Source organism: Nitratireductor sp. GISD-1A_MAKvit, from assembly GCF_040819555.1.
GTDB lineage: Bacteria > Pseudomonadota > Alphaproteobacteria > Rhizobiales > Rhizobiaceae > Nitratireductor.
Window position 1 is genome coordinate 2,144,577 of the sequence record NZ_CP161920.1, and the last position, 18,704, is coordinate 2,163,280.

Below are 18,704 nucleotides of genomic sequence, written 5' to 3' on the forward strand. Positions count from 1 at the left end.
CATGCAGACCTTTCGTAACGATGGTTTCGAACTTGCTTACATAGACGAGGGGAAGGGCGTTCCCATCCTTCTCATCCACGGCTTCGCTTCCACGCATTTCGTCAACTGGGTTGCTCCAGGCTGGGTTAAAACGCTGCGCGATGCCGGATACCGGGTTCTTGCGCTCGACAATCGCGGACACGGTCGCTCCCAGAAGAGCCATGACAAGGCCGATTACACACCCCGGAAAATGGCGGCTGATGCGGCCGCACTGCTCGATCATCTGGAGATTCCGCGCGCCCATATCATGGGCTATTCGATGGGGGCACGCATTTCTGCCTTTCTCGCCCTGGAGGCGCCTCATAAAGTGGCCTCGCTGATCCTCGGCGGGCTGGGGCTTGGCATGGTTGAGGGCGTTGGAGACTGGGATGAGATCGCTGAAGCGCTTCTCGCCGATGACCCGGACAAGATCGTTTCGGAACGGGGAATGATGTTCCGCAAGTTTGCGGATCAGACGAAGAGCGATCGCAGGGCGCTTGCCGCGTGTATCGCCACCTCGCGTGAATTGCTCAGTGCTGCCGATGCCGCGCGTATCGATGCTCCGGCACTGGTTGCTGTCGGTACACGTGATGACATTGCCGGCTCTGCGGAAGGACTGGCCAATCTGTTGCCAGCCGGCGAGGCGTTCTCCATTGAGCGGCGCGACCACATGCTTGCGGTCGGTGATCGCACCTTCAAGGCTCGTGCTCTGGAGTTCCTGAAGGAGCATCCGCTCGATGAAGCCTGAAGGGACCACGTTCACCGGTGTAGAAGGAAACGGGCTGGCAGCCGACATTTGGGATGGTGGCGGGCGCCCGGTGGTGTTTCTGCATGGTGGCGGGCAGACAAGGCGTGCCTGGGATGCAACGGCGCGCTCAGTAGCCGAGCGCGGCATGCGCGCAATCGTGATTGACCAGCGCGGTCATGGAGAAAGCGCTTGGGTGAAAAGCGGCAACTATGGCTTTCACCACTACGGTGAGGACGCCGCCACGCTGTTTCGACAGGTTGAGGAGCGTTTTCACGCGCGCCCCTCGGCGGTCGGGGGCCTCGCTCGGCGGTTTGGCGTCCCTGACGGCGGAAATGCATGAAGGGCCACTTCTCGAGGCACTGGTCCTCGTCGATATCACGCCTAGGCTCGAGCGCTCGGGCGTCGACAGGATCCAGGGCTTCATGGGCGCCCGCATGGAAGAGGGATTTGCTTCCCTTGAAGAGGCCGCCGATGCGATTGCTGCCTATTTGCCCAATCGCGCGCCCCCCCGTTCGCTGGAGGGCCTGCGCAAAAATCTGAGGCTGGATCCGGATGGTCGTTATCGATGGCACTGGGACCCAGCCTTTATCAAGGGCGACAGAAGCATCAACCATGGGGCAGAGGATCTCATGCAGGAGCTGATGTCGGGCCTGCCGCAGCTGAAACTGCCGGTCCTGCTCGTGCGGGGTGTGCGTTCGGAGCTGGTGCGTGAAGCGCATGCCCGTGAATTCGTTTCACTCACACCCTCTGCCTCCTATGTGGACGTGGGGGGCGCCGGACACATGGTGGCCGGGGACCGAAACGATGTTTTTGCAGACGAGGTCCTGAAATTTCTTGACTGCGATCAGGCTGCGTAGGCGGTCAGCTGCCCCCAAACCTTGGCGGCCTGCTTTCACGAAACGCCCGACGCCCCTCCGCATAGTCAGTGCTTTCGAATGTCATGTCTCCGATTGTCTGGGCTCTTTGGACATCTTCCGGTCGGCATGAGAGTGCGGCGGTGATGGATGCCTTGGATGCACTGATCGACAGGGGCGCATTGCTGGCGATGGTTGCGGCGATCTCGCTTGCTCGCCGGATGAGCACGTCGGTGGGAACGATTTCGAGAATGAAGCCGCATTCGCGTGCCCGGGCGGCATCGATGCGCGCACCCGTGAAGGTGAGATATCGTGCCATCTGCGCACCGGCCGTGGCGACGATATCGCCCATCGCTTCGACCGGATAGGCGAGCCCAAGGCGTGCTGCAGGCACGGAGAACAGGGCGTCGGGCGTTGAAATGCGCAGATCACAGGCCGCAGCCAGTCCGAAGCCGCCGCCAAAGCAGACACCAGAAATCGCGGCAAGCGTGGGGAGCCTTGTATTGCGGATTGCCGCGAAGGCACGGGCATTCAGGTTTTCATACGCCCGTGCTGTCTCGGCATTGCCCCGAACGGTATCGAATTCCGATATGTCGGCACCCGCACAGAAATTGTCTCCGTCCCCGCGCAGAATGATCACCCGGACGGATTTGTTCGCCTCCAGGCTTTCGATCGCGGCGATCAGCTCCTTCCACATCGTCTGAGAAATCGCGTTCATCTTGCTCGGTCTAGCAAGCAGAAGCGTAGCGACCCCCTGCGTAACCGAGAGGCGTAAACCGGGCTCAACAGAAGACGTGGTTTCTGCCATGCTTCAATATTCCTGACGCTCGAGTGATGATTTAGCGGTTCAATTAACAAGGCTTCTGACGTATGTTTGGGCACAAGGCAAGTTATGATGCCGGCGGAGAAATCCCATGAACGCACAGAATTCCATTCGGCAGCGCAGTTCCGGAAAGAGCGCGCCACAGCCCCTTGACCCGATCTGGTACGCTGTGCGTGAAGAGGCGGAAACCGCTGTTGCGAATGATCCACTCTTGGCCGCATTTCTTTATGCGACCATTCTGAACCACGACGATCTCGAAAGTGCGGTCATACATCGCGTGGCCGAGCGCCTCGACCATCCGGATATGGGGGCGGACCTCATCCGCCAGACGTTCCACGCCATGCTTGAGGCCGAGCCTGAGTGGCGCACGGTCGTGCGTGTCGATATTCAGGCGTGCTATGACCGCGACCCGGCCTGCGACCGGTTCTTGATGCCCGTACTCTATTTCAAGGGTTTCCATGCCATCCAGACGCACCGGCTTGCGCACTGGCTGTGGCACGAAGGGCGCAGGGATTTCGCTCTCTATCTTCAGAGCCGTTCATCAGTCGTGTTTCAGACAGACATTAACCCTGCAGCGCGCATGGGCAAGGGCATTTTCATCGACCATGCGACAGGTGTCGTGATTGGAGAGACCGCTGTCGTTGAGGACGACGTTTCTCTTCTACACGCGGTGACGCTGGGTGGTACCGGCAAGGAAACCGGGGACCGGCATCCCAAGATCCGTCACGGTGTACTTGTTGGTGCGGGAGCGAAAATCCTGGGCAATATCGAAGTTGGACATTGTGCGCGCGTCGCCGCCGGTTCGGTGGTGTTGAACGATGTTCCCTCGGCCACGACGGTTGCTGGCGTGCCGGCGCGGGTCGTGGGGGAATCCGGGTGCAGCGAGCCTTCGCGCTCCATGGATCAGATACTGCGTGACGGCGCGGGGTGATGGGCCCGGCGTGGCGGGATATTGCTCCACACACAGGTGCTTTCCCGCTGAAATCCGGGTTTGAGGGTTTACACTGGCGCCGGGCTCATGTCAGAAGCGCGCCACCGTGGCAATGCTGGCTGCTGTTCGTTGGAATGTGGCGGCATTGTCGAAAAACTGAAGTAGCGCATCTGGTCTCCCGATGGGAATGTCCAGCTCATGCGCGAGGCACTGGAGACGTTTCTTGAATCCCGAGGAAATCAGAAAGCTTGAAGCCTATTTCAAAAGGACCTTCAACAACCCGGCTCTGAGCGTGAAAGCACGCCCGCGCAAGGATGATTCCAGTGAGCTCTATCTGGGAGATGAGTTTCTCGGCATTATCTTCAAAGACGAGGATGAGGGCGAGCTGTCTTACAATTTTTCGATGGCGATACTCGATATCGATCTTTGAAATTGCCCGTTCCAGGCATCAGGCGTGGAATCACATTCGGGCCCGCAGGCTTCCAGCCCGCGGGTTTTCCTTTGTCATGCGACGGCGGTTCTTTTCGTCAGATTGAGCGCAAAACCTGATATTGGCGGTAAAATGAACACCGCTGACCGCTAGGGCAACTCCAGAAGAGCGGGAACCGATTTTCTGCCCGAAATTGCGTAAAAACAAAAAGATAGAGTATTTTCGCGACTTGGAGAAAAGCGGAAATGCTCTAGCCCGGAGCGTGAAGGAAGCTGTTTACCTTCCCCAGGATTGCGTCATCCAGACGCTGCCATTCCGCAAGGAGTGAGGCTGGAAACCGATAGGTCAGGCTGAGCCCGTTGCCAACATTCACGTCTCTGTCGCAGGGCGCCAGCGCTTCACGTGCGGCAGGACCGGTTATGCACCTTGCGACGAATGGGGGGACCCCCACACCGATGTCTCCGATTGCCAGGACTTCACCGGCATAACCGGATTCCTTCGTGAATCGGTGAAAGCGAATGCCATTGGGGCCCTGCACGGAACGCGCCTCGATAACCTGTCGGTAGACGGGCTCCAGGCGATTGCTCATATCACGCGACATGACCTGGGATTCAAAGGCAAGGAAAATGATATTCCGGGACTGGTCCACGTGATTGAAATCGGCTCTGCGTTCGGGGGTAAAACCCTCCAGTTCGGGCCAGGCCAGGTAAAGGTCCAGGCGGAGCGTGACGCCATCCCGTCGCGCTTCTCGAAAGCGTATCGCGTTTTCGGGAACCGTCAATACGTTGTTTCTTATGACGATTTCTCGTTTCTGCGTGGATGCTGTATGGCCGCCATTCGACAGGGAATCGCCGTACCAGAAGGCGAAGGCAAGAATGCCTAGCGACAGGAACAGAAGAACAAGGCACGCCTGAGAGATGCGCACCGCGAAACGGCTTCTTCGCGAATCGGAGCTTTGATCCCGGGACAGCCAGTTTTCTTCCATTGCAGGTTTCACATCCTCAAGCCCGATTTTGCCAGAATGAAGAATCACCGTCGACACTTACCAGTCTGCCAATAAAACTTGGGCTTGTGCTGGTAAATGGGTTCCAAAACCTGAGAGAGAGACAGGTGTCGATCGAGCGCTCGGTGGTGGCGGCCAGGCGCGAGGGGAACTTGAGGGCAGTCCTGATGCTTCAGCTTCAGCTTCTGCTGATTTACAGTGGCACGATTTCTAGAGTCTGGAGTGATAGATGCCGGTTTATGGGTTGGCGGGCGAGACCCCCGTTTTCGAGGAAAGAGCGACCAACTGGATCGCACCGGACGCCTCGGTTATTGGCCGTGTGCGTCTCGGCCGTCACGTGGGCATTTGGTTTGGTGCCGTCCTGCGTGGAGACAATGAGCTTATTGATATTGGCGACAACACGAACATTCAGGAGCACTCCGTTCTGCATACGGATATGGGATTTCCGCTGGTTGTGGGAGCGGGGTGCACGATTGGCCATCGGGCAATTCTTCATGGCTGCCATATTGGCGAGAACAGCCTGGTCGGGATGGGTGCCATCGTTTTGAACGGCGCGGAGATCGGCAGGAACTGCCTCGTGGGAGCCGGGGCCCTGGTCACCGAGAACAAGAAGATTCCCGACAATTCGCTTGTCGTCGGTTCGCCCGCCAAGGTCGTTCGAGAGCTCGATGAAGAAGCCGTGCGCGGGCTGAAATGGTCCGCAAGTCACTATGTGGAAAACGCGCGCCGCTTTCTGGGCGATTTGCGGGAGGTGTGAGCGCTGGAAAAAGCGGAGCCGACCCATGGGGTGGGCCGGCTCCTAGACCCGGTCGTTGGGGACGGGGAGGTGGGGACTCGACCGGGTGTCCCAGAATGAACGGTCCGCCCGTGGAGAGGGCGCCGACCATTCGCATATATCAGAAGATCATGGGCGCATCCCGTCCGTTGCGCCCATGATTATGGAATAGTTCAGCGGTTTGAGGCAACGCTGCCAACTGCCATGGATCGTCCATCATTGATGCTGACCCACTTGCCGGAGTGCGTCGCCGCCTGCCGCTTTAGGTAAGTATAGTCCGTGTCGGTCCAAACAGAAACGCGCGCTTCCAGATTGTCCAGAATATAGTCACCCATGTTGGTGACCACGGTGAGGACGGCGTGTCCGTCGCCATTGGGCTGGCGAACGACCGTGATCAGAAGATTGCCTGCCGGAACACCAGCCTGGATGAGGCGGCGGCGCTTCTCCAGAACGTAATCTTCGCAGTCACCAAACTCCTGTGGGTATGACCAGTACTCTTCAATGCCCCACATTTCCATGTCGGTGCGCGGCATCACCGTCGAGTTGACGGCATTGTTGACGTTGATGATCGTTTTCCAGAGGTCACGCGTCAGGTTGAGCGGCCGCGCCTGCGGTGTTGCCTGACGACACTCGACCGGCTCCCGCTGGCAAAGCTGATAGTGGCCGATAGGCTGGCTTGTCAGTCCACCGACCCTCATGAAGTTTGGTGTGGCAAATGCACTCCCCGTGAGTGCTGCGAATGCCAGTGCGGCAGCGGCAAGCAGCCGTGCGCTTCGTGTATGCCCCATGGTATTTTCTCCCCGTTTGAGGAGACAATCGCAGAGACGAATTTATTCCAGGCAAAAGTCGGAAGTATAACTCTCGACAAATTGTATCTGTATTTGAAATCAATAAGAATAAATTTTGAGATGTATTTGAATAGAATTTTCCTAAAATTGTAACGAAATGCTTTTGGGCGTGGTGACGCTGCAGGGCTTGCCTGAGGTGGCGAGGGTGTTTCGGTTGACGACGTCATCGGTCGCCCCGTTTAAGGAGGAGACAATTGCCCGAAAATATCGAGGTGGGGGCCCGCGCAGGAGCAATGGGTGCGGCGCCCGATCCGTCTTCAGGGCGGATGTGGCCGGGTGGAAGGCGGAATTATCGCACCTTGAGAGGGCAGCCCGTATCGCGGCCTCAGAAGCGTGTTCGTTCTGAGTTCGACCACGCGGTCAGATGTCACCAGGTAGCGAAAACTCTGCTTCAAGTGCCTGACGGTTCTGAATGCTTGCAAATTCGATTGCCACGCCGTCATCGAACATGCGAACCACCTGACCGCGCATGGTGCCCAGATGAACCTGGGTACCTCGCTCAGGCTTGACCTCGCATTCAATGGCAGCACCGGATAGAGACAGGTCGATGATCCGGCAACGATATTCGCGTCCGTCAGGCAGGCGCAGAACACTGATCGGGTTGCGTGGAGCGATGCGCTCGTGGCGCCGGTCTTCGGGCAGGTCCAGTTCGTGCTTGTTTGCAAGCCAGGTCAACTGGGCTGCCAGTTTGTCGCGTTTGCGGTCGGAGGCGACAACCGTCATTGCAAATCCGTCTGAACCGGCGCGAATGATCTTGCCTTCGATCCGACCGATGTGATCGAGATATGCGATCACACGTTCGCCCTGTGTTCCGGAGCGCTGGGTGACGAGGCACACATCGCCTGGCGACATGTCGGTCACGCGGCATGCGTGTTCGCTCCGGTCCTCCAGCATGAACCGGCCATAGATCGAGACCTTGACGCGCTGAAAGCTGCGACGCTCGTCTTCTAGAACGGACCGGTTAGTCGCCAATGACATGATTATGTGGCTCTTCGCTCTGGTGGTTCGGCTACCGAAATTTGCAGCGCAATACTAAGCCGGAGCAGTTAACAAGCCGTAAGAGGTCAATTTTCGTTGCGGCCGCCATCGAAAACGACAAGGTGGCGGAAACGACGGCCCCGGCCGGGCTCTATGAGGCTGTCCGTGATCGAGCGTCGTTCGGGCACGAGAGGAGGCACTTCCACTGCCGGCCGGTTCTTCAGAAACAATGGTTCGCGATCGGCATCGATCACCCGCAGCGACGTCACCTCACAGTCAATGATGGTTTCTGCGCCCAGCCAGAACGGTTTTTCGCACGCCAGAAGTGACCCCATTGCCCGGGGGCTTTCCATTCCACCTTCCAGGGGAAGCAGAAGGAGTTCGAATGGGGCCGTATCGCCGCCTTCATTCTTTCCGGTGAAAGTCAGGACGACGACCGCCTTCATGTCGAAAGCGCTGCGTGCCAGTTTTCCGACAACCGCCTGGTCGCGGCCCGACCACAAGGATGCGAAAGACAGCCCCTTCAGTTCCTTGCCGAACGTTGCGCAAAGACGCGTGCCTGCAAGGCGGAACACCGCTTCACCGCGCGCATCCTTTTCAAGAATGAAAGTATCCGCCAGCAGCGTTTTAATCTCGGCCGGCTCGACTTCGGTGCGCCTGGGCGCGGGACGGTCGCCGCGCAACCTGTTCCAATATTGGAACAATGTTACTGAACCATCATGTCTCATGCCTCTTGGCTCCTTACTTTCGGCCCGGGCCTGTCTCATAGGCGGACAGGTGCGGGCATTTTCAATAGCGACATGTGGATGGCTGCAGGTTGCGTGCCAAAGCGATCCGACTTCTTCGCCCGAGCGTTTTGTTAAGGTTAAAAAATGGTTTCGATTGCGTGTGCGATACGTGGCTGGCACGGTTTTTCCGTCAGCAGGATCGAATCAATTTCACCGGGCAGGGCCGATGTTCGAAACAAGGACCGGCAGGGGGGCTCGACAAAGCCGTTCAGGTTGTTTCGCCTGGGCGGCTTTTTTCTGACCAACGGGTCTGCTAGGCAAAATCATGGATCGATTTGAAGACGACACGAACTCGGCTGCTACACCCCAGGGCGCACCGCCCGGAGGCAGTCTCGAACATGAACCGATGTTCAATCTGGCGCCTGCTGTTACCGGGATCGGCCTTTTATGCATCGCCATTTATGCAGCGGAGGCCTGGTGGCTGAACATTGAGCAGCAGTTCTGGTTGCTGCTGCATTTTGCCTTTCTGCCCATTCGTTACACGGGACAGGTCGCATTCGACCTTTATGCCGCGATCAGTCCGGTTACCTATTCCCTGCTTCATGGAAGCTGGGGGCACCTGTTGGTCAACATGATCTGGCTTGCCGCGTTTGGATCACCGCTTGCCCATCGGATCGGCACTGCACGCTTTCTGCTTTTCTGGGTGGCAGGTGCGCTTTCTGCGGTAGCGCTTCACTTTGTACTGCATCCTTCATCGGCTGTCCCTTTGGTCGGTGCATCCGGTTCCATTTCAGCCATGATGGGGGCTGCAGCACGCTTTGCTTTCCGTGTGGATCGTCGCGCCCGGAAATCGGCGTTCACCGGCCCGGTCCTCCCGGTTGCGCTGGTATTGAAGTCCCGCACCGTTCTGGTTTTTCTGGGCGTCTGGATGGTCGCCAATCTTGTCACCGGAATTTTCAGCGGTGCCGCAATCGGCGAGCCGCAGATTGCCTGGGAAGCCCATATTGGCGGTTTCCTGCTGGGATTTTTCGGTATCCGGTTGTTCGAAAGGCGCCCCCATGCGCCGCACGTTTTTCCCCGGAAGTGAAGGCAGGGGCAGCTCGCGTTCCAACACTTGCAAAGCAGTTCGGCTCGGCGCAACATTGATGCGTTGCGAGGAGAAGGAGACTGCCATGACGGTAAAGGCCATTCTGGACGCCAAGGGGCGCAATGTTGTGACCATTGCGCCGGACAAAAAGCTCGCGGATGCAGCGCAACTCCTGTCGGAGCGTGGCATCGGTGCAGTCGTCGTTACCGAGGCTGACGGCCGTATAGCTGGCATTCTTTCGGAGCGCGATATCGTGCGCGTCATCGGCCGGGAGGGGGGGAACGCCCTCGATCAGCCGATCTCCCGCGTGATGACCGCCAAGGTGCAGCGATGCCACGAGCAGAACACCATCAACGAGGTCATGCAGATCATGACGTCGGGGCGGTTCCGCCATCTCCCGGTGGAAGAAAACGGCAAGATTGCCGGCATCATTTCGATCGGCGACGTTGTGAAGAAGCGGATTGAGGAAGTCGAGCGCGAGGCGGAAGACATCCGTAGCTACATAGCAACAGCCTGAAATGTCAGAGGCTGCCTGTCGGCAGCCTCCTTGCAGTTTGCGATTATCGCCCTGAGAGCGAACAAGTTGCAATCCGCGCCGCGTGATGCGGCAAGGCCCGCCATTGCCGCGGTCGTCTTTCTCGATGTCTATGCGGCCGCCCTGTTCTGCGCGGGAAATGTCCATGTCTTGAAGTCCTGAAAAAAAACCAGTGGCCGAACGGCCACAGAAGATCGCCACGCCAACTTGCGATGCCGTGGCGTTTCAAGGTTTTCTCGCCCCGACCCTGCTTTGGTTCAGGCTCGGAGCCTCACCGGGCCTCAAGGCTGGTGGACACAAAAACTTCGTTGGTTCGTGGATTCCATAATGCAAATTCTGACAGGAATAATGCGCTTGGCTTGCCACGCGGGAGTGTTTGGTCTAGCGAATGCGGCATCCATCTTCGAACCATCCGACTGCACGGCACCGTGAACCCATGACAATCATCGATACGCGCACGCCCGATCCCAAGCGTTTTATCTCCGGGGCCACCGGCGACTGGGAAATCATCGTCGGCATGGAAATCCATGCTCAGGTCACCTCCGAAGCAAAGCTCTTCTCGGGAGCCTCGACATCTTTTGGCGCCGAACCCAATGCCAATGTCTCGCTCGTGGATGCGGCCATGCCAGGCATGCTGCCGGTGATCAACGAGGTGTGTGTGAAGCAGGCAATCCGCACGGGGCTGGGGCTCAAGGCACAGATCAATCTGCGTTCGGTGTTCGACCGAAAGAATTATTTTTACCCAGACCTGCCGCAGGGTTATCAGATTTCTCAGTTCAAGCAGCCAATTGTCGGCGAGGGCAAGGTGACGGTTTCGGTCGGCCCGGCCAAGGACGGCTCTTTTGAGGAAATTGAAGTCGGCATTGAGCGCCTCCATCTGGAGCAGGATGCCGGCAAGTCGATGCATGACCAGCATCCGACCATGTCCTATGTGGACCTCAACCGCTCCGGTGTTGCGCTGATGGAGATCGTCTCCAAGCCCGACATACGTTCCGCGGACGAGGCCAAGGCGTTTCTGACCAAGCTGCGCACCATTCTGCGCTATCTGGGCACGTGTGATGGCAATATGGACGAAGGCTCCATGCGCGCCGACGTAAACGTTTCCGTGCGCCGTCCCGGTGGCGAGTTTGGCACACGCTGCGAGATCAAGAACGTGAACTCGGTGCGTTTTGTCGGGCAGGCGATCGAATCGGAAGCGCGCCGCCAGATTGCCATTCTTGAGGATGGTGGCACCATTGATCAGGAAACCCGTCTGTTCGATCCCGCCAAGGGCGAGACCCGCTCCATGCGTTCCAAGGAAGAGGCGCATGACTACCGCTATTTCCCCGATCCGGACCTGGTGCCGCTAGAGTTTGATCAGGCTTATGTTGATGCGCTGGCAGCCGATCTGATCGAGCTTCCCGACGAGAAGAAGGCGCGTTTCATCAAAACGTTTGGTCTCTCTGAATACGACGCTTCGGTGCTGATCGCGGAAAAGGCCACCGCGGATTACTTTGAAAGGGTTGCCGAAGGACGCGATGGAAAGGCTGCCGCCAACTGGGTGATCAATGATCTTCTGGGCGCTTTGAACAAGGCGGGACAGGGTATCGAAGACACTTCCGTCAGCCCCGATCAGCTTGGTGCGATCATCGATCTGATCAAGGACGGCACGATTTCGGGCAAAATCGCCAAGGATCTCTTCGAGATCGTGTTTGCCGAAGGTGGCGATCCGCGTGTCATCGTGGAAGAGCGTGGCATGAAGCAGGTAACCGACACTGGCGCCATCGAAAAGGCGGTGGATGAGGTTATCGCAGCAAATCCTGACAAGGTCGAACAGGCCAAGGCCAAGCCGACACTTGCAGGCTGGTTTGTCGGACAGGTGATGAAAGCCACCGGTGGCAAGGCCAACCCGCAGGCTGTCAATGCGCTTGTCAGGGAGAAGCTCGGGATCGATGCCTGAGAGCGGCGATTTCTTCGTTCGCACGGCGAGCGAGCGTGACCTGGCCGTCGTGCGCGCGCTCCTCGTCGACACCTGGCACGACACCTACGATGCGATCTACGGCTCCGCACGCGTCGCGGAGATTTCCGATGCCTGGCATTCCCTTGATGCGTTGAAGGCGCGCCTGAAGCAGCCGAACTCGGAATTCGTTGTGGCCGACAACGGACGGCTGATCGGTGGTATGGCCTTTGCTGCGACCCGCAATGACGGAAGGGAAATCTGTCTCCATCAGCTCTACGTGCACCCCCAATTTCAGGGCAGGGGGATCGGCATGGCCCTTTTTTCCGAGATCGCCCAATGCTTTCCGCAGGCGCGCGAAATCTCCCTCGAGGTTGAAGAAGCCAACAGCAGGGCCCGGGCCTTCTATGAGCATCTGGGATTTGTGGAGATGGGACGCAGCGATGATTGCGGCGGAGCGGGTTTCGACCTGCCGGCTCTCATCTATCGCCGTCCGGTTTGACACGAATATTCACAACCGAGCTAAGGGTGAGTTCTGCCGGTCGAATAATGGGATCAGCTCATGCAGGGATACCGGGACTGCGAAGGGCCTGTTCCAAGAGAGTAACGCCTGATTGCCGATGACGCCGAATTCACCATGGAGGTTTGGAATGTGGGCCTTGCCTTCTGTCGACGTGGACGCCATAACGCAATCCATAAGCCATCATTGACGATGATCATCGCGAGTGACTTGAGGACGCCATGAAGAAGTTTCTGCTTCAGTTTTTCACCTGGTGGAACGGCCAGACACTGGGCACGCGCTTCCACACCTGGCGCAAGGGTACACGCGTCGGTGAGGATGAATTCGGCAACATCTATTATGAAGGTGGCAAGGATTCGGAAGGGCGTACGCGTCGCTGGGTGATCTACAACGACATTTCAGATGCATCGCTGGTGCCACCGGGCTGGCACGGATGGCTGCATCATCGCGTCGATGTGGCACCGGTCAACGAAAATTATCAGCCGCGTGACTGGCAGAAGCCGCACAAGCCGAACATGACCGGTACGCCGGCTGCCTATCGTCCGCAGGGATCCATCGCTAACGCGCAGGATCGCCCCCGGGTTACGGGGGACTATGATGCATGGACACCGGGTGGCTAGCCGCTATTTTGCTGTTCTCGCCATAATTGTGCGCTAAGCGGGAGCCTTGCGTGTGTCGAGCAGACCTGCCGGGCACATTTCAGTGTGACAAGCGAAGAGAACTGGTGTCGAGCCGATGAGAACTGGGCCTATGAAAAGTGCTTTTGCCGGAATTCTGACAGCATTGGGCTCGGTACTGCTGGTGCTTTCCCCTGCAATGGCTGAGCGGGTTCAGCATCCTGTGGCCGAATTTACGGGTATCGACAAGATAACCGGTCGGATCATGTCGTTCGATGCCTATATGGATGAAACCGTGCAGTTCGGCGCGCTGCAGGTCACGCCACGGGTATGCTACTCTTCCCAGGACACCGAAGAACCACGGACAGACGCGTTTGTTGAGGTGGATGAGATTACGCTGGATCGGGAGATCAGGCGGATTTTCACCGGATGGATGCTGGCGGAAAGCCCGGGGCTGAACGCGGTCGAACACGCGGTTTATGATGTCTGGCTCAAGGGATGCAAGCAGGAAACGGACGTTCCGCCGCCGGAAACCGACTAAACGCAGACAGTATCAGGGGGTGAAGCGGGCTTCCCCCGTTTGCAGCGCATTTTTGAGCATGGCTTCATAGCGGCGGCGCGGCACATCCACGGCCCCGAACTGCTTTAGATGGGGTGTGGTGAACTGCGTGTCGAGAAGCGTGAAACCACGTGCACGAAGGTGCTCGACCAGGTGCACAAGACAAACTTTTGACGCATCGGTTCGTCGAGAAAACATGCTTTCGCCAAAAAAAGCCCGCCCGAGCGTGACCCCGTAAAGTCCGCCCACAAGCCCCTCGTCTGTCCAGGGCCTCCACCGTGTGGCAGTGACCATTCTCGAAAAGAACGCCGTAGGCTTCGCGAATAGGGGCGTTGATCCAGGTCTCGGCACTGTCCTTTCGGGACTGCGCGCAACCCTCTATCACGCCCTGAAAGTCCGTGTCGAAGGCAATGCGGTAGATCCGCCGACGGATGGTTTTTTCCAGGCTCCTGGGAACGTGAAACCGGTCTAGCGGTATTATGCCGCGCATCTCGGGCCGAACCCAGAAAACCTCCGGATCGTCTGCGCTCTCTGCCATCGGAAAAACGCCGGTGGCATAGGCGCGCAAAAGAAGATCCGGAGGGATCCTGAATCCAGGTGCGAAGGGTCGTGCCATCTTGCCCAACCAGCCCGATCGCCGGGAAATCACACGGGGCGATGAGCGCTAGCTCGTCTTCGCCAGGTAATTCTCCAGCCAGTGAATATCGTAATCGCCATTGGCGATATCTGGATTTCCGACCAGATCCTGGAAAAGCGGAAGCGTGGTCTTGATGCCATCCACCACGAACTCGTCCAGAGCGCGTCGCAGTCGCATCATGCATTCGACCCGGTTTCGGCCATGCACGATCAGCTTGCCGATCAGGCTGTCGTAGTAGGGAGGAATCCGGTAACCGGAATAGACACCCGAATCGACGCGGATACCAAGCCCACCCGGCGTGTGGAAATGGGAAATCGTTCCCGGTGAGGGCGTGAATGTGCGCGGGTCTTCAGCATTGATGCGGCATTCGATGGCGTGACCCTCGAAGCGCACCTCATCCTGCGTGCAGGAGAGACCGCCTCCCGAAGCGACACGGATCTGCTCGTGAACGAGATCGATGCCAGTGATGGCCTCGGTCACCGGATGCTCCACCTGAAGACGGGTGTTCATCTCGATGAAATAGAATTCGCCATTCTCGTACAGGAACTCGATCGTTCCGGCACCCGAATAGCCAAGATCAGCCACAGCCTTGGAGACGATTTCGCCGATGCGGTTGCGCTGTTCCACGTTCAGCGCGGGGGAGTTGGCCTCTTCCCAGACCTTTTGATGCCGGCGCTGCAGCGAGCAGTCGCGTTCGCCCAGATGGATCGCGTTGCCTGCTCCATCGCCCATGACCTGCACTTCGATGTGGCGCGGCTTTTCGAGATATTTCTCGATATAGACCGCATCGTCGCCAAAGGCTGCTCCCGCTTCCGAACGGGCGGTGGAAAGCGCCTCGGCGAGGTCTGCTTCGGTTTTGGCGACCTTCATGCCGCGTCCGCCACCGCCTGCCGACGCCTTGATGAGCACCGGATAGCCAATATCGGCAGCAATGCGCTTGGCTTCCACATCGTCGGTCACGGCTCCGTCGGAACCTGGAACGACAGGGATGCCGAGGGCCTTCACCGTCTTTTTGGCGGTGATCTTGTCACCCATGACCCGAATATGCTCGGCCGAGGGGCCGATAAAGGTGAGGTTGTGGGCCGCAAGAATCTCGGAAAACTTGGCATTCTCCGACAGGAACCCGTAGCCCGGGTGAATTGCGTCGGCGCCGGTAATCTCGCAGGCAGCCAGAATCTGATGGATGTTCAGATAGCTGTCACGCGAGGGCGGAGGCCCGATACACACGCTTTCGTCGGCAAGGCGCACATGCATCGCATCAGCGTCGGCCGTTGAATGCACGGCCACGGTCTGGATGCCGAGCTCCTTGGCGGCGCGCAGAACGCGCAGGGCGATTTCGCCGCGATTGGCGATGAGGATCTTGTGAAACATGCGCGCCTGCCCCGGACTATTCAATGACTACCAGCGGCTCTCCGAACTCGACCGGCTGCGCGTCCTCGAAGAGGATCGCGGTTACCGTGCCGGAGCGGGGGGCCGGAATCTGGTTCATGGTCTTCATTGCTTCGATGATGAGAAGCGTCTGGCCTTCCTTCACGGACTGACCGACCTGAATGAAAGGGCTGGCGCCAGGGGCGGGCGCAGCATAAGCGGTTCCGACCATGGGAGAGGGAACGGCGTTTTTCGAATCGGCCGGATTGGCTGCCGCCGGTTCTTCCTTTGCAGGAGCGGCGGTTGCTGCAGGGGCGGGGGCTGCCGCCGGTGCCGGAGCTGCGTAGGTCTGCACCGCAGGGGCGCCCTGTTTTGCTACCCTGATGCGCAGGTCGTCCTGCTCAACTTCGATTTCCGTGAGATTGGTGTCGTTCAAGATCGTCGCAAGCTCGCGAATGAGTTGCTGATCGACCCCCGTCTTCTTTGTCGACATTTGTTCTGTCCTGCTTTTTTCTCAAACAGACCGCGGTGCGGCCAGTGCATCCAGCGCGAGTACATAACCGATTGTGCCCAATCCGCAAATCATGCCTTTTGCGGCAGGAGCAATCATCGAAACGTGGCGAAACGCCTCGCGCGCGTGGATGTTGGAGATGTGGACCTCAACAACCGGAAGAGGCGCCACGGCGCGAATGGCGTCGTGCAGGGCGATGGACGTATGCCCGTAGGCACCGGGATTGATGACAATGCCCACAGCCTTCTCCCCGGCTTCATGAACCCAGTCCACGAGATCGCCTTCATGATTGGACTGACGAAACTGGATATCAAACCCCAAACTTTCAGCTTTCTTCCTGCACAAGGTTTCGATCCCCTCCAGGGTCTCTCCACCATAGATGCCGGGCTCCCGCTTTCCGAGCGCATTGAGGTTGGGGCCATTCAGAATGAAGACTGTCTTTGCCATAAATTCGTCCCCTGGCCCCATGCAGCTCCATTACCACGCTCCTCTATAGAGGGCTTAGAGCGTGCCGCAAAGATGGCAAGGGGCTTCTTTCTCTGTCCACAGAGCGCTTTCCGGCCTTGATTGCCGGTCAATTGCTCTGTTTGCGCGCCTGTTCGATCTTGTCGCTCAGGACATCCTTGCCCAGAGCGCCGAACACGACTTCATTTCCGACGACATAAGCGGGAGTGCCGGTGACGGCAAGCTGATTCGCAAGCTCGTAGGTTTCCGCGAATGTCTTCTGGATGTTCGGATTCTCCATCTCCTTGCGCAACGCAGTTTCGTCTATGCCCAGTTCAGAGGCAATCGATATGGCAAGCTCTCCATCGGCTCGGGCGTCCGATCCCATCAGTTTCTGGTGAAACTCGGCATATTTATCGGGCGCGACGGCGTGCAGTGCTGCGGAGACCACGTGTGCTTCACGCGATTCAGCCGACAGGATGGGGAATTCCTTGAGAACGAACCGCACGTCGTCGTTTTCCTCAAGCAGCGCCTGCATGTCCGACATGGCCCGTTTGCAGAAGCCGCAATTGTAGTCGAAAAATTCCACCACCGTGACAGAGGCGTCCGGGTTGCCGATCACGCCGTCATGGGGGCTGTTGAAGATGTCATTGGTGCGCTCCTTGAGGACAGTCTGCTGAGCTTCCGCCTGCTGTTCACGCTGCCTGTTTTCAAGGGGCCTGCTGCATCTCCAGTAGTATTTCGGGATTTTCGAGCAGGTATTCACGCACAATCTTCTCGACCTCGGCGTTGTTCGAGATGGCGCTCTCGGTGGCCTGTCCGCCCGTGGCGAACACGGCTGCCGTGATCGAGAATGCAGCGGCTGCCGAAAGTGCACGAATGGTTTTGCGGAAAGTCATGGCATGGGTTCCGATTTCGAGTGTTGACGGGCGACTGCTCTTTGAGTGCCCGTGTCTTTGAAAAGGTTCAAGTTAACCGGGCGTCCGGTATTGGAGGATGTCCTGTGCGCGAAGCCAGCCAGGCGATCCCCGTTTCAGGCGTTTTTGCGCTCTCGTGGCGAACAGCTTGGCGTCCCGATACTTTCCCGAGTGGAAGTATCCTTCGGCAGTTGCCAGGTCTGCCTGGGCTATGTTGCCGAGCTGCCCGTATGCCTGAGCCAGATAGCGATAACCGTTGGCGAATTCGGGCTCGCGGGAAAGACCAGTTTGAAGTTCCGAAACCGCTTTCTTCAAGAGGTTCGGTTTGCCGGTTGCGAGCAGTGCCTGCCCGTGTCCGACCTGGAGCAGCCCGGGGGTGCCTGGAGCCAGAGCGATCGCTTTGGCGTATGAACTGGCGGCCTCCTCTGCACGGTTGGCCTTGATGAGAATGTCGCCCCGCAATTCGTGGAGGTAGGGATTGCGCGGCATCTGTTTCATCAATGCCTCGACCTTTTGCAGCGCTGTTTTGGGATTGCCTGTCAGGTAAGTCGAGATGGCATCGCCATACATTGCCGGAATGCCACGCGGATTGCTCCGAAACATTCGGGGCACCGCCTGTGCTCCCTCCGTGAAAGCTGCGATCTTGGCACGCATCATGTCATGGCGCAGCTGGAGCTCGGGTGGATCGGTTCTGTCGAAGTAGCGGCTTTTGCGAGCCAACTCTTCCAGATTGGCGATGCGCTCGCGTGGCATCGGGTGGCTGACCTGATAGGGATCAACATTCACACCCGACAGGGCCAGGCCGCCGGCAAGCCGCTCAAATGTGGTGAGCATGCCCCGGGCGGACTGCCCGGTTGCGTTCAGATAATCGATTGCGGTTCGGTCGGCAGTCACTTCTTCCGACCTCTGATAGCCGAGAAGCCCCCGCCGGGCCAGTTCTGCACCGCCAGCAGCCATGCCGACGCCTGCCGAGGCGAGACCGCTCGTGTCCGTGGCCGCACCTGCCACGCCCGCGCCAATGCCGATCAGGGCAGAAACGATGGCCATGGTCTGAGCGCGTTTCAGCTGCTGGCGCAGACGCTCCTGATGACCGCCGGCAATGTGACCGGCCTCGTGCGCGATGATGCCGATGATCTCATTGGGTGTCTCGGCTTTCACCAGCGCACCGGTGTGAAGGAAGATGCGCCGCCCATCGACGAACGCATTGAAGCTGCGATTGTTGACAAGGATGATTTCGATCCCAGAGCGAGAGAGGCCTGCCGCCTTCAGAATCGGCCGGGCATAATCGGTGACCAGCGCTTCGATCTCGGCGTCCCGCACGACGGCCACGCGCTGCTGCGCAAGGGCCGGAGAAAGGGACATGTTCAGATAGGTTGCCAGTGTCAGAACAACGGCGAAACGCGCAAAAAACGTGTGCAACATGGTGGCTCTCTCAGT

The 18,704-nt window shown here is 58.4% G+C and carries 23 protein-coding genes and 1 pseudogene; 12 read left to right on the top strand and 12 right to left on the bottom strand.

Annotated elements, in window-relative coordinates:
- Nucleotide 1 precedes the first annotated feature (1 nt).
- The 3 genes from AB2N04_RS11445 to AB2N04_RS11455 are packed head-to-tail and all read left to right on the top strand — an operon-like array spanning nucleotide 2 to nucleotide 1,623.
- Nucleotides 2–766 carry an alpha/beta fold hydrolase gene (locus AB2N04_RS11445; RefSeq protein WP_367714622.1) on the top strand — a complete coding sequence of 255 codons (765 nt, stop codon included), beginning with the start codon at nucleotides 2–4 and terminating at the stop codon, nucleotides 764–766.
- Nucleotides 756–1,106: an alpha/beta hydrolase gene (locus tag AB2N04_RS11450; RefSeq protein WP_367714623.1), complete on the top strand. Its 351-nt coding sequence runs from the start codon at nucleotides 756–758 to the stop codon at nucleotides 1,104–1,106. The genes AB2N04_RS11445 and AB2N04_RS11450 overlap by 11 nt, the downstream gene beginning before the upstream one ends.
- On the top strand, nucleotides 1,099–1,623 hold the full coding sequence (locus AB2N04_RS11455; protein ID WP_367714624.1) for an alpha/beta fold hydrolase: 525 nt from the start codon (nucleotides 1,099–1,101) through the stop codon (nucleotides 1,621–1,623). The genes AB2N04_RS11450 and AB2N04_RS11455 overlap by 8 nt, the downstream gene beginning before the upstream one ends.
- Before the next feature lie 4 nt (nucleotides 1,624–1,627).
- On the opposite strand, the gene AB2N04_RS11460 is transcribed toward AB2N04_RS11455, so the two are convergent.
- Nucleotides 1,628–2,428: an enoyl-CoA hydratase/isomerase family protein gene (locus AB2N04_RS11460; protein ID WP_367714625.1), complete on the bottom strand. Its 801-nt coding sequence runs from the start codon at nucleotides 2,426–2,428 to the stop codon at nucleotides 1,628–1,630.
- Nucleotides 2,429–2,534: 106 nt separating this feature from the next.
- Between AB2N04_RS11460 and cysE the strand changes: the two genes are divergently transcribed.
- Both cysE and AB2N04_RS11470 read left to right on the top strand, forming a co-directional pair.
- Nucleotides 2,535–3,374, top strand: a complete 840-nt coding sequence (gene cysE / locus AB2N04_RS11465) for a serine O-acetyltransferase (RefSeq protein ID WP_367714626.1) — start codon at nucleotides 2,535–2,537, stop codon at nucleotides 3,372–3,374.
- A 223-nt stretch (nucleotides 3,375–3,597) separates the two neighbouring features.
- A complete protein-coding gene (locus tag AB2N04_RS11470; protein ID WP_367714627.1) occupies nucleotides 3,598–3,804 on the top strand; it encodes a DUF3126 family protein in 207 nt (68 codons plus the stop codon).
- Between the two features lie 250 nt (nucleotides 3,805–4,054).
- Here the strand turns inward: AB2N04_RS11470 and AB2N04_RS11475 are convergent, their stop codons facing one another.
- Nucleotides 4,055–4,846 (bottom strand): hypothetical protein, encoded by a 792-nt coding sequence (locus AB2N04_RS11475; protein WP_367714628.1) that lies wholly within the window; start codon nucleotides 4,844–4,846, stop codon nucleotides 4,055–4,057.
- A gap of 190 nt (nucleotides 4,847–5,036) precedes the next feature.
- Here AB2N04_RS11475 and AB2N04_RS11480 point away from each other — a divergent pair, with 190 nt between their 5' ends.
- Nucleotides 5,037–5,564 carry a gamma carbonic anhydrase family protein gene (locus AB2N04_RS11480; protein ID WP_367714629.1) on the top strand — a complete coding sequence of 176 codons (528 nt, stop codon included), beginning with the start codon at nucleotides 5,037–5,039 and terminating at the stop codon, nucleotides 5,562–5,564.
- 191 nt (nucleotides 5,565–5,755) lie between these two features.
- On the opposite strand, the gene AB2N04_RS11485 is transcribed toward AB2N04_RS11480, so the two are convergent.
- The 3 genes from AB2N04_RS11485 to AB2N04_RS11495 form a co-directional block, all read right to left on the bottom strand.
- Nucleotides 5,756–6,370 (bottom strand): transglutaminase-like cysteine peptidase, encoded by a 615-nt coding sequence (locus AB2N04_RS11485; protein WP_367714630.1) that lies wholly within the window; start codon nucleotides 6,368–6,370, stop codon nucleotides 5,756–5,758.
- A gap of 420 nt (nucleotides 6,371–6,790) precedes the next feature.
- Nucleotides 6,791–7,408 carry a PilZ domain-containing protein gene (locus tag AB2N04_RS11490; protein WP_367714631.1) on the bottom strand — a complete coding sequence of 206 codons (618 nt, stop codon included), beginning with the start codon at nucleotides 7,406–7,408 and terminating at the stop codon, nucleotides 6,791–6,793.
- 86 nt (nucleotides 7,409–7,494) lie between these two features.
- Nucleotides 7,495–8,136, bottom strand: coding sequence for a PAS domain-containing protein (locus tag AB2N04_RS11495; RefSeq protein ID WP_367714632.1), 642 nt, complete (start codon nucleotides 8,134–8,136; stop codon nucleotides 7,495–7,497).
- A gap of 325 nt (nucleotides 8,137–8,461) precedes the next feature.
- Here AB2N04_RS11495 and AB2N04_RS11500 point away from each other — a divergent pair, with 325 nt between their 5' ends.
- From AB2N04_RS11500 to AB2N04_RS11525, 6 genes are all read left to right on the top strand, one after another.
- Complete coding sequence (locus tag AB2N04_RS11500; protein ID WP_367714633.1) at nucleotides 8,462–9,223, top strand: rhomboid family intramembrane serine protease; 762 nt, start codon at nucleotides 8,462–8,464, stop codon at nucleotides 9,221–9,223.
- A gap of 85 nt (nucleotides 9,224–9,308) precedes the next feature.
- Nucleotides 9,309–9,740 carry a CBS domain-containing protein gene (locus tag AB2N04_RS11505; RefSeq protein ID WP_367714634.1) on the top strand — a complete coding sequence of 144 codons (432 nt, stop codon included), beginning with the start codon at nucleotides 9,309–9,311 and terminating at the stop codon, nucleotides 9,738–9,740.
- A gap of 454 nt (nucleotides 9,741–10,194) precedes the next feature.
- Entirely contained in the window at nucleotides 10,195–11,697 is a 1,503-nt protein-coding gene (gatB, locus tag AB2N04_RS11510) for an Asp-tRNA(Asn)/Glu-tRNA(Gln) amidotransferase subunit GatB (protein ID WP_367714635.1), read from the top strand.
- A complete protein-coding gene (locus AB2N04_RS11515; protein WP_367714636.1) occupies nucleotides 11,690–12,196 on the top strand; it encodes a GNAT family N-acetyltransferase in 507 nt (168 codons plus the stop codon). The genes gatB and AB2N04_RS11515 overlap by 8 nt, the downstream gene beginning before the upstream one ends.
- A 239-nt stretch (nucleotides 12,197–12,435) precedes the next feature.
- Nucleotides 12,436–12,834 (top strand): NADH:ubiquinone oxidoreductase subunit NDUFA12, encoded by a 399-nt coding sequence (locus tag AB2N04_RS11520; protein WP_367714637.1) that lies wholly within the window; start codon nucleotides 12,436–12,438, stop codon nucleotides 12,832–12,834.
- Nucleotides 12,835–12,964: 130 nt separating this feature from the next.
- Nucleotides 12,965–13,372 (top strand): DUF2155 domain-containing protein, encoded by a 408-nt coding sequence (locus AB2N04_RS11525; RefSeq protein ID WP_367714638.1) that lies wholly within the window; start codon nucleotides 12,965–12,967, stop codon nucleotides 13,370–13,372.
- Between the two features lie 12 nt (nucleotides 13,373–13,384).
- On the opposite strand, the pseudogene aat reads toward AB2N04_RS11525, so the two are convergent.
- The 7 genes and pseudogenes from aat to AB2N04_RS11560 form a co-directional block, all read right to left on the bottom strand.
- Nucleotides 13,385–14,006 (bottom strand): annotated as a pseudogene (aat, locus tag AB2N04_RS11530) (leucyl/phenylalanyl-tRNA--protein transferase).
- Nucleotides 14,007–14,054: 48 nt separating this feature from the next.
- Nucleotides 14,055–15,398: an acetyl-CoA carboxylase biotin carboxylase subunit gene (accC, locus tag AB2N04_RS11535; protein WP_367714639.1), complete on the bottom strand. Its 1,344-nt coding sequence runs from the start codon at nucleotides 15,396–15,398 to the stop codon at nucleotides 14,055–14,057.
- 16 nt (nucleotides 15,399–15,414) lie between these two features.
- Complete coding sequence (accB, locus tag AB2N04_RS11540) at nucleotides 15,415–15,888, bottom strand: acetyl-CoA carboxylase biotin carboxyl carrier protein (protein WP_367714640.1); 474 nt, start codon at nucleotides 15,886–15,888, stop codon at nucleotides 15,415–15,417.
- 21 nt (nucleotides 15,889–15,909) lie between these two features.
- Nucleotides 15,910–16,353: a type II 3-dehydroquinate dehydratase gene (aroQ, locus tag AB2N04_RS11545; protein WP_367714641.1), complete on the bottom strand. Its 444-nt coding sequence runs from the start codon at nucleotides 16,351–16,353 to the stop codon at nucleotides 15,910–15,912.
- A 127-nt stretch (nucleotides 16,354–16,480) separates the two neighbouring features.
- Nucleotides 16,481–17,116 carry a DsbA family protein gene (locus AB2N04_RS11550; RefSeq protein ID WP_367714642.1) on the bottom strand — a complete coding sequence of 212 codons (636 nt, stop codon included), beginning with the start codon at nucleotides 17,114–17,116 and terminating at the stop codon, nucleotides 16,481–16,483.
- Nucleotides 17,061–17,249 carry a hypothetical protein gene (locus AB2N04_RS11555; protein ID WP_367714643.1) on the bottom strand — a complete coding sequence of 63 codons (189 nt, stop codon included), beginning with the start codon at nucleotides 17,247–17,249 and terminating at the stop codon, nucleotides 17,061–17,063. Before AB2N04_RS11555 ends, AB2N04_RS11550 begins: the two co-directional genes overlap by 56 nt.
- Nucleotides 17,250–17,321: 72 nt before the next feature.
- Nucleotides 17,322–18,689, bottom strand: coding sequence for a M48 family metalloprotease (locus tag AB2N04_RS11560; RefSeq protein ID WP_367714644.1), 1,368 nt, complete (start codon nucleotides 18,687–18,689; stop codon nucleotides 17,322–17,324).
- Nucleotides 18,690–18,704 lie beyond the last annotated feature (15 nt).